The organism is Streptomyces sp. TAA040 (assembly GCF_000424845.1).
The window spans coordinates 33,290-46,814 of sequence record NZ_AUKR01000027.1; the positions used below are offsets into that span (position 1 = coordinate 33,290).

Here is a 13,525-nt window from a genome sequence, read left to right on the forward strand (position 1 = left end):
CCCAGGATGCCAGCCGCCGGAGGGCGTGCGGCCCCGGGGCACCGGCCGGTGGGCCGCTGTGCGGGGCCGCCCCGCACGCATTCACCCTTCCGGGTGAACAACAGGATGCTGCCTGACGCCACCCGCCGACGCCGCTGCCCGCCGGGGGGAGGAAGAGAGGCCGCGGGTGGCGCGGAGTGGGGGCCGCGGGCCGGTCAGCCGTCCGCCCGTGCCGCCGCCAGCAGCTCCTCGGCGTGCGCCCTGGCGAGCTGCGAGTCCTGTCCGGCGAGCATCCGGGACAGCTCCCGCACCCGTGCCTCGCCGGTCAGCGCCTGCACCCCACTGCGGGTCACCGAACCGTCGTCGGTCTTCTCCACCAGCAGGTGGCGGTCGGCGAAGGCAGCGACCTGCGGGAGATGGGTGACCACCACGACCTGGGCCGACCTCGCCAGCCTGGCGAGTCGGCGGCCCACCTCGACCGCGGCCCGGCCGCCGACCCCGGCGTCCACCTCGTCGAAGAGGTACGTGGGCACCGGGTCGGTCCCGGCGAAGACCACCTCCACGGCCAGCATCACCCGCGACAGCTCGCCCCCGGAGGCGCCCTTCGCGATCGGCCGGGCCGGGGCACCGGGGTGCGGGGCGAGGAGCAGTTCCACCTCGTCCACGCCGTGCGGGCCGTAGGCGACGGAACGGCCCCCGATGTCCAGGCCCGCGTCGGCGCCGGACGCCTCGTGCTGCTTCACCGCGAAGGTGACCCGGGCGTGCGGCATCGCGAGCTCGCCCAGCTCGGCGGTGACCGCCTCGGCGAACCGCTCGGCGGCCTCCGTCCTGGCCTCGGTGAGGGCGGTCGCCAGCACGCCCAGTTCCGCACGGAGCGCGTCACGTTCGGTGGTCAGGGCGCCGATGCGGTCGTCGTCGCCCTCCAGCTCCTCAAGCCGGGCCCCGCTCTGCTCCGACCAGTCGAGCACCTCGGCGATGTCCTCGCCGTACTTGCGCGTGAGGTGGGTCAGTTGGGCGCGGCGCTCCTCGACGGCCGCGAGCCGCAGCGGGTCGGCGTCCAGGTTGTCGGCGTAGCCCGCGAGTTCGCCGCCCACGTCCCCGAGCAGGATGTGCACCTCGCCGAGCCGGTCGGCGAGGTGCGCCAGCGCGCCGTCGTGAGAGCGGACGGCCTCCAGAGCCCGGTGCGCGCCCGCGACCAGGGTGGCGGCGTCCACGCTCTCCAGATCGGCGGGGTCTCCGGCCAACGCGGCGTGCGCGGTGGTGGCCGCGGCGGCGAGCGCCTCCGCGTGGCCGAGCCGGTCGGCCTCGGCGGCCAGTCCGACGTCCTCCCCGGCCCGGGGCTCGACTTCCGCGATCTCCTCCAGGCCGAACCGCAGCAGGTCGGCCTCCTGCGCCCGCTCCTTCGCCCGCACGGTCATCTCGTCGAGTTCCGCGACCAGCGCGCGCAGTCGCCGGTATGCCTCGGTGTAGGCGGCGAGCGGCTTCGACACCGCCCGGCCCGCGTACCGGTCCAGCGCCTGCCGCTGCCGGGCGGGGCGCAGCAGGCCCTGCTGGTCGGTCTGGCCGTGCACGGCGACCAGGTCGTCGCTGAGCTCGGCGAGCAGCCCGACGGGTGCGGCGCGGCCGCCGACGTGGGCACGGGAGCGCCCCTCGGCGGACACCGTCCGGCTGATCAGCAGCACGCCCTCGTCCAGTTCGGCGCCCGCCTCGACGGCCCGCACCGCGGCGGGAGCGTCCGGTGCGACCGCGATCCGTCCCTCCACGACGGCGGACCGGGCGCCGGCCCGCACCAGGGCGGCGTCCGCCCTGCCACCGAGCAGCAGGCCGAGGCTGGTCACGACCATCGTCTTGCCCGCGCCCGTCTCACCGGTCACCGCGGTGAAGCCGGGGGACAACTCGAAAGCGGCGTCCTCGATCACGCCCAGGGCTTGAATCCGCATCTCCTCCAACACGGATACGACCATACGAGGTTATCGGCCCCCTCCCTACTCCGGGCCTCCCGCACCGAGTGACGTCACGGTCACCCGGAGTGCGGGAGGGCGGTCGCGGCCTTCCTGCGTCCCCTGCCTCCCCCGCCCCACCGGGGTCGCGGGAGGGGGACGGCGGCGGCTCGCGCGCGCGGACGTTCGCGCAGCTCCGATCGCGTGGCGCGCTGTCCCGGCGACTGCGGGCCTCAGTGCGGCGCGCCCCGCCAGCCGGTGACGGGCAGGGCGAACTTCGCCACCAGCCGGTCGGTGAAGGAGGCATGGTGCAGCCGGGCGAGTCGGACCGGGACCGCACCGCGCCTGACCTCCACCCGCGCCCCGGCCGGCAGCTCCACCGAGCGCCGCCCGTCGCACCACAGGACGCCGTTGGGGGTTTGCGGCTGCACCTCCACCGCGAGCACCGAGTCCGGCGCGGTCACCAGCGGTTTCGCGAAGAGCGCGTGGGCGCTGATCGGCACCATCAGCAGCGCCTCCACCTCGGGCCACACCACCGGGCCGCCCGCGGAAAAGGCGTACGCGGTGGAGCCGGTGGGAGTGGCGCAGACCACGCCGTCGCCCCCGAAGGCCGAGACCGGTCGGCCGTCGACCTCGGTCACCACCTCCAGCATCCGCTCCCGGGCCGCCTTCTCGACCGAGGCCTCGTTCAGCGCCCAGTCGGTGTGCAGCGGCTCGCCGTCCACCCCTCCGTTGCGGACGAGGACGTCGAGCGTCATCCGCTCCTCCACCTCGTAGTCCTGCCGCACCACACGGTGGACGACCTTCTCCAGGTCGTCGCGCTCGGCCTCGGCGAGGAAGCCGACCCGGCCCAGGTTGACGCCGAGCATCGGCACCCCGGAGGCGCGGGCGAACTCCGCGCCGCGCAGCAGGGTGCCGTCGCCGCCCAGCACCACCAGCAGCTCGCAGCCGCGCAGGATGTGCGGACCGGTCGGCACCACCTCGACCGAGTCGGGCAGCGGCAGGTCGCGGGCCTCCTCGGTGAGGACCCGCACGCCGATGCCGTTGCGCAGGAAGCCCTGCACGACCAGCTCCGCGCTGCGGACGGCGGCCGGACGGCCGGTGTGCGCGAGGAGGAAGACGGTTCGTTCGCTGTTCCCGGTGGTCACTGGGGTCCCTCCGCCACGGCACGGTCGACGTCCGCCGGGTCGAGTGCGGGTGCCCCGGCGCGCAGCCACAGGAAGTACTCGACGTTCCCCGAGGGACCGGGCAGCGGGCTGGCCGTCACCCCGCGCACGCCGAGTCCGTGGCTCGCGGCGCGGTCCGCGACGGTCCGCACCGCCTCGGCGCGCAGCTCCGCGCTGCGTACCACTCCCCCGCTGCCCAGTCTCTCCCGACCCACTTCGAACTGCGGTTTGACCATCAGCACCAGGTCCGCGTCCGGGGTGCAGCAGCGCACCAGCGCCGGGAGCACCAGGCCGAGGGGGATGAACGAGAGGTCGCCCACGACGAGTTCCACCAGCTCCCCGCCCAGCGTGTCGGCTGTCAGTTCCCGCACGTTGGTACGGTCCCTGACGGTGACCCGTTCATCGCCGCGGAGCTGCCAGGCGAGCTGCCCGTAGCCGACGTCGGCGGCGACCACGTGCCGGGCGCCGGCGCGCAGCAGCACGTCGGTGAAGCCGCCGGTGGAGGCGCCCGCGTCGAGAGCGCGGCGGCCCTCGACGGCGAGACCGAGCGGAGTGAAGGCGTTGAGGGCGCCGGCCAGTTTGTGCCCGCCGCGCGAGACGTAGTCCGGATCGTCCGCGTCCTCGAGCACCACGATCGGGGCACTCGTCTCGACCTGGGTGGCGGACTTCGCGGCGGTGTTCCCGCGCACCGTGACGCGGCCGGCGGCGATCAGGGTGCCGGCGTGTTCGCGCGAGCGGGCCAGTCTGCGGCGCACCAGCTCGGTGTCGAGCCGGCTGCGTCGGGGTCGTGCTCCTGCCACCTTGGGTTCAGCTCCCGGAGTCGTGCTGGTCGAGCGCGGTGAGCGTGTCGCGCAGACCGCGGTGCACATCCTCGTACACCTCCAGGTGGCCGGGCACGGCGAGGTGGCCGGTATCGGCCAGCCTCCGCAGCGCCGTGTCCACCCCGGAGTGCGCGGTGGGCCGAATCCCGACGCCGAGCGGCCGCGGCGTGCCGTCGTCCGACTGCTCCGGAGCGCCCTGCTCGGGCGGCTGCCGCGGTTCCGCCGGCTCCTCGGCGGATGCTGCCTGGTCCATGGGACCGACGCTACACGGCCACCCGCCGCCGGGCCGCCGGTACGACCAGCGGTGTCCCGCTTTCCGGGTCCTCGATCACCTGGCAGCGCAGTCCGAAGACCTCCTCGACCAGGGGAGCGGTGACGATCTCCGCCGGGGCGCCCCGGGCGACGATCCGCCCCTCGCGCATGGCGATCAGGTGGGTGGCGTAGCGGGCCGCGTGGTTGAGGTCGTGCAGGACGGCGACCATGGTGCGGCCCTGCTCCTCGTGCAGCCTGGCGCACAGGTCCAGCACGTCGATCTGGTGCTGGATGTCCAGGAAGGTGGTGGGCTCGTCGAGCAGCAGCAACCGGGTCTGCTGGGCGATGGCCATCGCGATCCACACCCGCTGGCGCTGCCCGCCGGACAGCTCGTCCACGAACCGGTCGCCGAGGTCGGCGACACCGGTCGCGGCCATCGACTCCTGCACCACCCGCTCGTCCTCGCCGGACCACTGGCGCAGCAGCCCCTGGTGCGGGTAGCGGCCGCGGGCCACCAGGTCGGCGACGGTGATGCCGTCGGGTGCCAGGGAGGACTGCGGGAGCAGGCCGAGGGTGCGGGCGACCTGCTTGGCGGGCGTGCGGTGGATGTCGCCGCCCTCCAGCAGCACCGTCCCCTCCTTCGGGCGCAGCATCCGGGAGAGCGCCCGAAGGAGGGTCGACTTGCCGCAGGCGTTCGGACCGACGATGACAGTGAAGGAGTCGTCGGGAATGGCGACGCTGAGTTCCTCGGCGATGGTGCGCCGGTCGTAGGCGAGGGTCAGGCCCTCGGCGCGCAGCCCGGCGCCGTCAACGCCCCGCCCGTCCCGGGGGCCCGGGCCGCGTCCGACCTGGTCGTTCCCGGGCTTTCGGAGGCCGTCCGCAGCGGAGTGGCTCATGTCCTCGGTCCCGTCCCTCGATGTGTGCCGCATGTCAGATCCGTCCCGTCCTGCGTTCGGTGGCCAGCAGCCACACCAGGTAGCAGCCCCCGAGCACGCCGGTGACCACACCGACCGGCAGGACGCTGCCGGTGAAGGCGCGCTGCGCCAGCCAGTCCGCGGTGACCAGCAGCGCGGCGCCCGTGCACAGCGCGGGCAGCAGGTTGGGCCCGGGGGCGCGGGTGAGCCGCCGGGCGAGCTGCGGCGCGGTCAGCGCGACGAACGAGACCGGGCCGGCGGCCGCTGCGGCGAACGCCGCCAGCAGGACGGCGGCGGCGAGCAGCGTCAGCCGCACGTGCTCCACGCGCACGCCGAGGGCGTACGAGGCGTCCTCACCCATCTCCATCATGCGCAGCGCGCGGGCGCAGCCGAGGAAGACCACCGGCAGCAGTACCGTCAGCGCCCCCAGCAGGGGGAGGGCGTCGTCCCACCCCCTGCCGTCCAGGCTGCCGGTGATCCACAGCACCGCGCGGCCGGCCTCGATGATGTCGCCGCGGGTGAGCAGGTAGCCGTTGACACCGGTGAGGATGGCGGCGAGACCGATGCCGGTCAGGATCAGCCGGTAGCCGTGCAGGCCGCCGCGCCAGGCGAGGACGTAGACCGCGAGACCGGTGAGGACGCCGCCCGCGAGCGCGCCGCAGGCGAGGGCCAGGCTGTTCCCGCCGAGCAGGACGATCACCAGCAGCGCGCCGGTGGCGGAGCCGTGGGTGAAACCGAGGATGTCCGGGCTGGCCAGCGGGTTGCGCACCAGCGACTGGAAGACCGCCCCGGACAGGCCCAGGGCCGCACCGACCAGCAGGGCGGTGACGGCGCGCGGCAGCCGGAGCTCGCGCACGATGAAGTCGTTCGCCGGCTCGCCGGCGCCCGCCAGCGAGCGCAGCACGTCGGGTACGGCGATCGGGTAGTCCCCGGTGCCGAGGGCGAGCACCGCCATCGCGAGGGCGGCGCAGGCCAGCAGCGCTCCCACGAGGAAGGGCCGCGGGTGCAGGCGGAGCGAGACACCGCCCGTCCGGATCACACTCATGCCGCTGCCATCCTGCGTCGCCGTACGAAATAGAGGAACACGGGTCCGCCGAGGACGGCGGTGACGATGCCGACCTGGAGTTCGCCCGGCCTGGCGAGCAGCCTGCCGAGCACGTCGGCGCCGAGGAGCAGCACCGGCGCCAGCACGGCGCAGTAGGGCAGCATCCAGCGCAGGTCGGGACCGGTCAGCGAGCGCACCAGGTGCGGCACCATCAGCCCTACGAAGACGATCGGCCCGCAGGCCGCGGTCGCGGCCCCGCACAACAGCGTCACCGCGAGAACGGCTCCCCTCCGGGTGCGCGCCGGGTCGGCCCCCAGCGAACGTGCGGAGTCGTCGCCCAGCGCCATCGCGTTGAGGGGCCGGGCCAGGGCGAGCGCCACGAACAGACCGGTCAGCACGAAGGGCAGCAGCTTGCCCACCGTGGCGAACTCGGCGCTGGCCAGTGAGCCGACGGTCCAGAACCGCATCCGGTCCAGGGAAGCCTTGTCCAGCAGTTGCACGGCGTTGACGTAGGAGAACAGGGCTGCGTTGAGCGCGGTCCCGGCCAGGGCGAGCCGGGCGGGGGTGGCGCCGCGTCCGCCACCGACCGCGTAGACCAGCACCGAGACGGTCGCGGCGCCGGCGAAGGCGAACCAGACGTAGCCGGCGAAGTCGGTGACCCCGAGGAAGGAGATCGCGGAGACGACCGCGGCGGCGGCCCCGGCGTTGATGCCGAGCAGGCCCGGGTCCGCCAGCGGGTTGCGGGTCAGCGCCTGCATCACGCCGCCGGCCAGGCCGAGCGCGCACCCCGCCAACAGGCCGAGATACGTCCGGGGCAGCCGCATCTCGTGCACCACGGTCCAGGTGGCGGAGGTGCTGTCGGTCAGCCCGCTCCACGCCTCGGCGAGCGTCATCGGCTTCGCGCCGACCGCGATGCTCAGCGCCACGACAAGCAGCAGCGCCACCAGTGCGGCGAGCAGCCCGACGGCGCGGAGGGCGTACCGTCCGGCCGTCCGTTCCGGATCGGGCGGCCCTACGGCCACCGGCCCCGGCTTCTGCCGGGTCTTCAACAGGGGCACGGACTCTGCTCCACTCGGGGACGTGCGGAGACGGGACTCCGGCTGCCGGACAACAGCTTTGGTTAGGTTAACCTAACTGCGAGGCGGGCTCACAGGCCCCCGCCGTACCGCCACAGCCGAAGCCGAACACCAGTGGAAGAAGGCACCGTTATGTCGCACCTCGGAAGTTTCCGTCTCAGCCGCCGCGGAGTGCTCGCAGCCGGCGGCGCCCTCGGACTGGGCGCTCTGGTCACCGCCTGCGGCGGCGAGGACGGCGGCTCGGACGGCGCGGACAGCGGGAGCGGGAGCGGCGAAGACTCCTGGTCGTTCACGGACGACCGGGGTGAGAAGGTCACGGCGGACGCACGCCCGGAGCGCGTCGTGGCCTTCACCGGTACCGCCGCCGCGCTGCACGACTTCGGACTGGACGACGAACTGGTCGGCGTCTTCGGCGAGACGAAGCAGAAGAACGGCGAGCCGGACCCGACCGCGGGCGAACTCGACGTGGACAAGGTCGAGGTCATCGGCAACGTCTGGGGCGAGTTCAGCGTGGAGAAGTACGCCGCCCTGAAGCCGGACCTGCTGGTCACCCACATGTACGACCCGGACGCGTACTGGTACGTGCCCGACGAGAGCAAGGACAAGATACTCGAGCTCGCACCGAGCGTCCTGATCACCACCGGCCGGGTGCCGATGACCGAACCGATCAAGCGCTACGCCGAGCTCGCCGAGTCGCTCGGTGCGGACCTCGGCGCCAAGAAGGTCACGGACGCCAAGGCCCGCTTCGAAGCCGCCGCCGAGACGCTGCGCAGGACCGCCAAGTCGGCGGGCCTGCGAGTGCTCGCGGCCTCCGGTGCGGCGGATACCTTCTACGTCTCCAACCCCGAGATCTCCGGCGACCTGATGTACTTCAAGAAACTCGGCGTCGACATCGTCGTTCCCGACAACACCGACGAGGGCGGCTACTTCGAGAGCCTGAGCTGGGAGAACGCGGACAAGTACGAAGCCGACCTGATCATCCTGGACAACCGGACCACCAGCCTCCAGCCGAAGGACCTCACCTCCAAGCCGTCCTGGTCCGACCTGCCGGCCGTCAAGGCGTCCCAGGTGGCCACCTGGGACGCGGTCCCGCGGTTCTCGTACCTGGGCGCCGCACCGCTGCTGGAGAACCTGGCCAAGGCGCTCCAGGACGCCAAGAAGCTCGGCTGACCGCCCCGGCGGGCACCCGGCCGGGCCCGGGCGGCCGGCCCCGGCCGGGGCGGGGTCTCCCGGCCCGGACCGAGTTCGGGGCCGGGGTTCGAGGCCGGGGTTCGGGGCCCGCCCGGACGGACCGCGTCCGCAGGGCGCCCGCCGCTCCCGGTACGCCCGCCCGGCCCCGCCTGCAGCCCTCCCGCCCGCTCCCCCACGGCGGCCCTTCTACCCACTCGGCCCGACCCGCCAAGGAGCCCACCCCGTGAGCACCTCGATCGCCACACCGGCCACCGACACCTACAGCTTCTTCGACGTCCGCGTCGTCCGGACGGAGCGGCTGAGCCCCTCCCTCGTCCGCGTCACCTTCGGCGGGGAGCAGCTCCGCGACTTCGCCTCCGGTGGCCGGGACCAGTGCTTCTCGCTGTTCCTCCCGCACCCGGGGCAGCCCGAGCCGGTGCTCCCTCGCGACGCCGGACCCGACTGGTACGCCCAGTGGCGGGCCATGGACCCCGAAGTGAGGGCGGTGATGCGGTCCTACACCGTGCGCGCTCAGCACCCCGGCGCCGACGAGGTCGCGGTGGACTTCGTCCTGCACGGCGACGTCGGCCCCGCGTCCCGGTGGGCCGGCCGGGCGGCTGCAGGCGACACCGCCGTCCTGCTCGGCCCCGTCATTCCCGAGAACAAGGGCATCTGCTGGCACCCCCCGGAGCGGACCGACTGGGTGCTGATGGCCGCCGACGAGACGGCACTGCCGGCGGTGTGCGGCATCCTCGACCAGTTGCCCGCCGGCACCCGGGCGAAGGTGTGGATCACCGTGCCGGACGCGGCCGACCGCCGGGAACTGGCCCGGAACCCCGAGGTCGAGGTGGTCTGGCTCGTGCACGGCGGACGAGGAAGCCGCCGCTCCGAGCCGCTGCTCGACGCGGTGCGCGCGACGCGCTTCCCCGCCGGCCGGCCGTACGCCTGGCTCGCCGGGGAGGCCGGCGGCGTACGCACGATGCGCCGCCACCTGCTCGACGAACGCGGTTTCGACCGGCGCTCGGTGACCTTCGTCGGCTACTGGCGCCTCGGGGCCACCGAGGAGGAGCTGCGCGCCCAGGCGACGGCGGACGCTGAGCGCGACGACTGACCGGACGTCCGCCCCGGCCGCCCGGTTCCTCGGGCCTCAGAGGCCCAGACGGCGCAGCGCACGGGCCGCGAGCGGAGCACCTTCGCCGGTCCCGCCCACGGGACCAGTGGAGCCGGAGGGCCGCCCGGCAGGGGCATCCGCCGCGGTCCAGACCGCCGCACACAGCGCCCGCAGTCCGTCCATCGGCTCACCTTCGCCGGAGAGTTCCGGGCCGGACGACGGGCCCGAGCGGACGGTCCAGCCGCCGCACACCCAGCCGTCGGCGACCGCCTCGGGAGCAGGCTGGGCGCTCAACAGCCCGCGCAGGTCCGCCGAAACATAGGTCGGACGGTGCAGCGGCGGCGCGGCCAGCAACTGGACAGCGTCGGTCACCCCGGTCAGCACCAGCAGGGAGTCGACTTCGCCCCGGTGCGCGCCCTCGATGTCGGTGTCCAGCCGGTCGCCGACCACCAGCGGGCGCCGCGCGCCGGTGCGCAGCACCGTCTCCCGGTGCATGGGCGGCTCGGGCTTGCCCGCCACCTGCGGCTCCGGCGGCTCGGGCAGGTGCCGGGTGGCGATCCGCACCACCTCGACAGCCGCCCCGTTCCCCGGGGCGATCCCCCGACCGCTGGGAATGGTCAGGTCGGCGTTCGAGGCGAACCACGGCACGCCGCGCCCCACCGCGATCGCGGCCTCGGCGAGACGTCCCCAGGGCAGATCGGTGCCTCCGTACCCCTGCACCACCGCCGCCGGATCGTCATCCGCGGAGTCGACCGCGGTGAGTCCGCGCTCGGCCAGCGCCGCCCGCAACCCCTCGCCACCGACGCAGAGCACCCGCGCGCCGGACGGCACCTGGGCGGCGATCAGCCGGGCCACCGCCTGCGCGGAGGTGACGACGTCCTCCGCCGCGGCGGGGACACCGAGCCGGACCAGGTGGTCGGCCACGGTCTGCGGGGTGCGGGCCGCGTTGTTGGTCACATAGGCCAGCCGCATGCCGTCGCCCCCCACCCGCTCCAGGGCCTCCACCGCGTGGGGAACCGCCGCACCGCCGGCGTAGACGACCCCGTCGAGGTCGAGCAGTGCGGTGTCGTAGGCCCGCCCTAGCGGTTCCCGGGATGTTCGCAGCATCGCTGTTCGACTCCTCGCGCTCTTCGTCGTCCCTGCCCGCGCTCCGGGCCGACCGCGATCCTCTCACCCGCCCCGCGGTCCGCCCGGAGTGCGGGCTTAGCATTCTGGGATGCATGCCGACGGCCTCCATCTCCGCCCCTTCCGCGGCCTCCGCTACGCCCCGGAACGGGTCGGCAGCCTCGCGGCCGTGACCTCGCCGCCCTACGACGTCGTCGTCAGACCAGACGGAGTGCTGCAACTGGAGACCTCCGACCCGTACAACATCGTCCGGCTGATCCTCCCGCCGGCCACAGACCCCGCGGCGGGTCACCGCCGGGCCGCGGACATGCTGCGCGCCTGGCAGGACGAGGGCGTCCTGGTACGCGACCCGGAGCCCGCCCTGTACGTGTACGAGCAGCGCCACGGGGACACCGACGTCCTCCAGCGCGGCCTGATCGGCGCGCTGGAGCTGACACCGCCGGAGGACGGCGTAGTGCTGCCGCACGAGGACGTGGTGCCGGAGGTGGTCGAGGACCGGCTCTCGCTGATGCGGGAGACAGCCGCCAACCTCGAACCCCTGCTGCTCTCCTACCGCGGGGACGGAACCGGGGACAGCTCCGGGGCCGCCGGAGTCGTCGAACGGGCCGCGTCCGGGAAACCGCTGCTGACCACCACCACCGGGGACGGTCTCACCCACCGGCTCTGGGCGGTGACGAACCCGGTCGAGCTGGCCGCTGCGGGCGCCGACCTGGCCACCCGGCACGCGCTGATCGGCGACGGCCACCACCGCTGGGCGACCTATCTGCGGCTGCGCGCCGAGCACCCGGAGCGTCCGGCGTGGAACCACGGGCTGGTGCTGCTCGTGGACACGGCCCGCTACCCGCTGGAGGTCCGGGCCATCCACCGGGTGCTGCCCGAGGTGCCGCCCGCACGGGCACTGGCCGAGCTCGACGGTGCCTTCCGCATCCGGCCGGTGGCCGACAGACTGGACGACGCGCTCGCCGCACTCGGGGCGGCCGAGGGCAACGCCTTCCTCCTGTCGGCCGGGAACGGGTCGTTCCATCTCCTGGACCGCCCCGATCCGGAGCTGCTGGCGCGGGCCGTGCGGCACGACCGGCCCGCGGCCTGGCGCGCACTGGACGCCACTGTGCTGCACTCCGTACTGCTCACCGCGGTCTGGGGAGTGCCGGACAACCCGAGAGCCATCACCTATCTGCACTCCGCCGCCGGGGCTCTCTCGCGGGCCCAGCAGACCGGCGGCAGCGCCGTCCTGATGCGGGCGGCCGAGGAGGCGACCGTCCGCGAACTCGCCCGCCGACATATCACGATGCCACGCAAGTCCACCTCTTTCGGCCCGAAGCCGGCAACCGGCCTGGTGCTGCGCACCCTCGACGACGAGGCCTGAGAGCCCCAGCGGCGCGGCTTCGGCAGCGGGTGGGGCTTCGGCAGCGAGGCGAGGCAGAGCCGGACGCTGCTTCGGCGACGGGGCGGTCGTCGGTGCACCGGCGGGTGCCGTGGAGCGGACGCCTGCGAGAGGCGCAGTGGGAAGCCGTGGCAGGGAACGCCGCAGGCCCCGGGGCGGAGGCACCTCTCCGCCCCGGACCTGCGGACGGGCAGCAGCCGCCCCGGGACCGTCGCCCCCTCAGCTGTCGCGGCGACCCTCCGGCGACGCGTCTGCGGGCCCGTCGGTGAGGGGCGCCCCCTCCGCGGGCTCTGCGGCCGGGGCCTCCGCGAGAGTGTGCTGCTCCTCGGCTTCCCGGACTCCGTCCTCCGTCGCGCTCCCCTTCGGGTCGTCGGCGCTGTCGCCCGCAGACGAGTCCTCCACGACCTTGGCTGCCTCAGTCCCGCGCTCGGCCACGACCGCCGCGCCCTGGGCGGATGCGACCGTTGCGGCCTGCTCGGCGGAGACGACGGCCACTTCGTCGTCCTCGGCTTCCGGGTCCAGCGCGTCGGTGAACTCGATCCCGTCCAGTTCGGCGAGGCGGTCGGACGCGTCGGTGGTTCCGCCCTGGTCCGCTTCCAGCGCCTTGGCGAACCACTCGCGGGCCTCGTCCTCGCGCCCGATCTCCAACAGGGCATCAGCGTAGGCGTACCGCAGACGCGCGGACCACGGCTGGACGGAGTGGGAGGCCAGTTCCGGACTCTGCAGCGTCACCACGGCGGCGTCGGTCTGGCCCATGTCGCGCCGGGCTCCGGCGGCCACGAGTCGCATCTCCACCTGGCCCGCCTTGTCGAGCCTGCCGACCTCCGGTTCCCCGGCCATCGCCAGCGCCTTCTCGGGCCGACCCAGGCCGCGCTCGCAGTCGGCCATCACCGGCCACAGGTAGTGGGCGCCTGTCATCCGCCGGGCAGCCCGGAACTCGGCGAGCGCCTCTCCGTACTTCTGCACCCCGTAGGCGGCAAATCCGGCCGATTCCCGTACGGCGGCGACCCGGGACGCCAGTCGCAGCGCGACCTTCGCGTAGGCGTAAGCCTGTTCCGGCGCCTCGTCCAGCAGCTTGGCCACCATCACCAGGTTCCGGGCGACATCGTCGGCCAGGGTCTTCGGCAGGCTCATCAGTTCCTGCCGCACGTCCTTGTCGATCTCCTCCCCGGTCACGTCATCGGGGATGGGCAGCCGGCGGATCGGCTCACGATCCATCCGCCGGTCGTCCTGGCGGTCATCCCGCCGGTAGCCACCGCCTCCGGGACCGCGTGCGCCCGACCGGTCGTCACGCCGGCCACGGAAGTCCCCGGAACGGCCCCGGTCGTCACGGTCCCGACGAGGCCCGCCGTAGGCGGGACGCCCGCTCCGGTCGTCCCGGCTGGGCCCCCGGTCGTCTCGGCGGAACCCGCCACCACGGCTGTCGCGGGACGGCGCACGGTCGTCTCGACGGAACCCACCACCACGGCTGTCATCACGCCGCGGACCACGATCATCGCGCGACGACCCACGCTCATCCCGACGGAACCCACCACCACGGCT

12 protein-coding genes and 1 pseudogene are annotated in these 13,525 nt (G+C 74.1%); 3 read left to right on the forward strand and 10 right to left on the reverse strand.

Annotation, left to right across the window (positions count from 1 at the left end):
• Positions 1-194 precede the first annotated feature (194 nt).
• The 7 genes from recN to H300_RS27985 form a co-directional block, all read right to left on the reverse strand.
• The gene (gene recN, locus H300_RS0119475) at positions 195-1,943 is read right to left on the reverse strand and encodes a DNA repair protein RecN (protein ID WP_028428751.1); all 1,749 of its coding nucleotides are present in this window, start codon (positions 1,941-1,943) and stop codon (positions 195-197) included.
• 209 nt (positions 1,944-2,152) lie between these two features.
• Positions 2,153-3,067 carry an NAD kinase gene (locus H300_RS0119480; RefSeq protein WP_028428752.1) on the reverse strand — a complete coding sequence of 305 codons (915 nt, stop codon included), beginning with the start codon at positions 3,065-3,067 and terminating at the stop codon, positions 2,153-2,155.
• Positions 3,064-3,885: a TlyA family RNA methyltransferase gene (locus tag H300_RS0119485; protein ID WP_028428753.1), complete on the reverse strand. Its 822-nt coding sequence runs from the start codon at positions 3,883-3,885 to the stop codon at positions 3,064-3,066. Before H300_RS0119485 ends, H300_RS0119480 begins: the two co-directional genes overlap by 4 nt.
• Positions 3,886-3,892: 7 nt before the next feature.
• The gene (locus H300_RS0119490) at positions 3,893-4,159 is read right to left on the reverse strand and encodes a hypothetical protein (RefSeq protein ID WP_028428754.1); all 267 of its coding nucleotides are present in this window, start codon (positions 4,157-4,159) and stop codon (positions 3,893-3,895) included.
• 10 nt (positions 4,160-4,169) lie between these two features.
• Positions 4,170-5,087, reverse strand: a complete 918-nt coding sequence (locus H300_RS0119495; protein WP_486583951.1) for an ABC transporter ATP-binding protein — start codon at positions 5,085-5,087, stop codon at positions 4,170-4,172.
• Position 5,088: 1 nt separating this feature from the next.
• Positions 5,089-6,117 carry an iron chelate uptake ABC transporter family permease subunit gene (locus tag H300_RS0119500; protein ID WP_028428756.1) on the reverse strand — a complete coding sequence of 343 codons (1,029 nt, stop codon included), beginning with the start codon at positions 6,115-6,117 and terminating at the stop codon, positions 5,089-5,091.
• Positions 6,114-7,139 (reverse strand): iron chelate uptake ABC transporter family permease subunit, encoded by a 1,026-nt coding sequence (locus tag H300_RS27985; RefSeq protein ID WP_037981102.1) that lies wholly within the window; start codon positions 7,137-7,139, stop codon positions 6,114-6,116. The genes H300_RS0119500 and H300_RS27985 overlap by 4 nt, the downstream gene beginning before the upstream one ends.
• Before the next feature lie 186 nt (positions 7,140-7,325).
• Between H300_RS27985 and H300_RS0119510 the strand changes: the two genes are divergently transcribed.
• Together H300_RS0119510 and H300_RS0119515 are read left to right on the forward strand one after the other, a co-directional pair.
• Positions 7,326-8,363, forward strand: a complete 1,038-nt coding sequence (locus tag H300_RS0119510) for an ABC transporter substrate-binding protein (RefSeq protein WP_028428757.1) — start codon at positions 7,326-7,328, stop codon at positions 8,361-8,363.
• 244 nt (positions 8,364-8,607) lie between these two features.
• Positions 8,608-9,474, forward strand: a complete 867-nt coding sequence (locus tag H300_RS0119515; RefSeq protein WP_028428758.1) for a siderophore-interacting protein — start codon at positions 8,608-8,610, stop codon at positions 9,472-9,474.
• A gap of 36 nt (positions 9,475-9,510) precedes the next feature.
• Here H300_RS0119515 and H300_RS27990 read toward each other — a convergent pair whose 3' ends face one another.
• Positions 9,511-10,581 (reverse strand): HAD hydrolase-like protein, encoded by a 1,071-nt coding sequence (locus H300_RS27990; protein WP_078516144.1) that lies wholly within the window; start codon positions 10,579-10,581, stop codon positions 9,511-9,513.
• A 109-nt stretch (positions 10,582-10,690) separates the two neighbouring features.
• Between H300_RS27990 and H300_RS0119525 the strand changes: the two genes are divergently transcribed.
• Positions 10,691-11,965, forward strand: coding sequence for a DUF1015 domain-containing protein (locus H300_RS0119525; protein WP_028428759.1), 1,275 nt, complete (start codon positions 10,691-10,693; stop codon positions 11,963-11,965).
• A 237-nt stretch (positions 11,966-12,202) separates the two neighbouring features.
• Here the strand turns inward: H300_RS0119525 and H300_RS27995 are convergent, their stop codons facing one another.
• Positions 12,203-13,132, reverse strand: a complete 930-nt coding sequence (locus H300_RS27995; protein WP_486583952.1) for a tetratricopeptide repeat protein — start codon at positions 13,130-13,132, stop codon at positions 12,203-12,205.
• Positions 13,133-13,155: 23 nt separating this feature from the next.
• Positions 13,156-13,525 (reverse strand): annotated as a pseudogene (locus H300_RS32625) (hypothetical protein); the annotation flags it as partial.

Coding starts and splice junctions, on each gene's coding strand:
- H300_RS27990 (WP_078516144.1), bottom strand. CDS start 10,581: ATGCTGCGAACATCCCGGGAACCGCTAGGGCGGGCCTACGACACCGCA.
- H300_RS0119490 (WP_028428754.1), bottom strand. CDS start 4,159: ATGGACCAGGCAGCATCCGCCGAGGAGCCGGCGGAACCGCGGCAGCCG.
- H300_RS0119495 (WP_486583951.1), bottom strand. CDS start 5,087: ATGCGGCACACATCGAGGGACGGGACCGAGGACATGAGCCACTCCGCT.
- H300_RS0119500 (WP_028428756.1), bottom strand. CDS start 6,117: ATGAGTGTGATCCGGACGGGCGGTGTCTCGCTCCGCCTGCACCCGCGG.
- H300_RS0119510 (WP_028428757.1), top strand. CDS start 7,326: ATGTCGCACCTCGGAAGTTTCCGTCTCAGCCGCCGCGGAGTGCTCGCA.
- H300_RS0119525 (WP_028428759.1), top strand. CDS start 10,691: ATGCATGCCGACGGCCTCCATCTCCGCCCCTTCCGCGGCCTCCGCTAC.
- recN (WP_028428751.1), bottom strand. CDS start 1,943: ATGGTCGTATCCGTGTTGGAGGAGATGCGGATTCAAGCCCTGGGCGTG.